General features: G+C 47.1%; 1 pseudogene. It reads right to left on the bottom strand.

The features are described from left to right. Positions 1-342 (bottom strand): annotated as a pseudogene (locus tag PSH54_RS20580) (phage portal protein family protein); the annotation flags it as partial. Positions 343-499: the final 157 nt, after the last annotated feature.

Consider the following 499-nt stretch of genomic DNA (forward strand, 5'->3'; position numbering starts at 1 on the left):
GTCCATATCGGCCCATTCGGTATGTGGGCATGGTTTACGGGCAAAAAAGGCTTTAGCTAACTCATAACTTTTTAAACTGGCTGCGTCGTCACCGCCTGGCACAAGCTCAGTATTAAAGCTAAATAAGCCACTGCGCAGTGATCGCAACTCTCCAATAACGTGAGCATCACGGGCTATTTCTTCATAAATAGCCGTGTTTTTACCCGCACGGCGCAAGATTGGATCTGGGTTTGGTAGCTCAGTAATAAGCGCTGTTAGGCTAGGGTCTAAGCGGTTTTGGTCAAACATACGGCTAAGCGCAGCGTATGCTTTTGATGTAATACGTGGCTTGCTTTTAAACATGATAGCCCCTTATTTGTTTTGTCACTTTACGGCTATTTACACGAGGAACGCCGCCTGCCCCTGTGCTGGCTATCATCCATAAAATAGCCAGGGCACAACTTAAATCGTAGTGATGGGTTGTTTGCTTTTCGGGCCAGTTTTCAAGCTCGTCGAGCAG

It is taken from the genome of Pseudoalteromonas sp. Angola-30, assembly GCF_028599215.1.
Classification (GTDB): Bacteria; Pseudomonadota; Gammaproteobacteria; order Enterobacterales; family Alteromonadaceae; genus Pseudoalteromonas; species Pseudoalteromonas atlantica.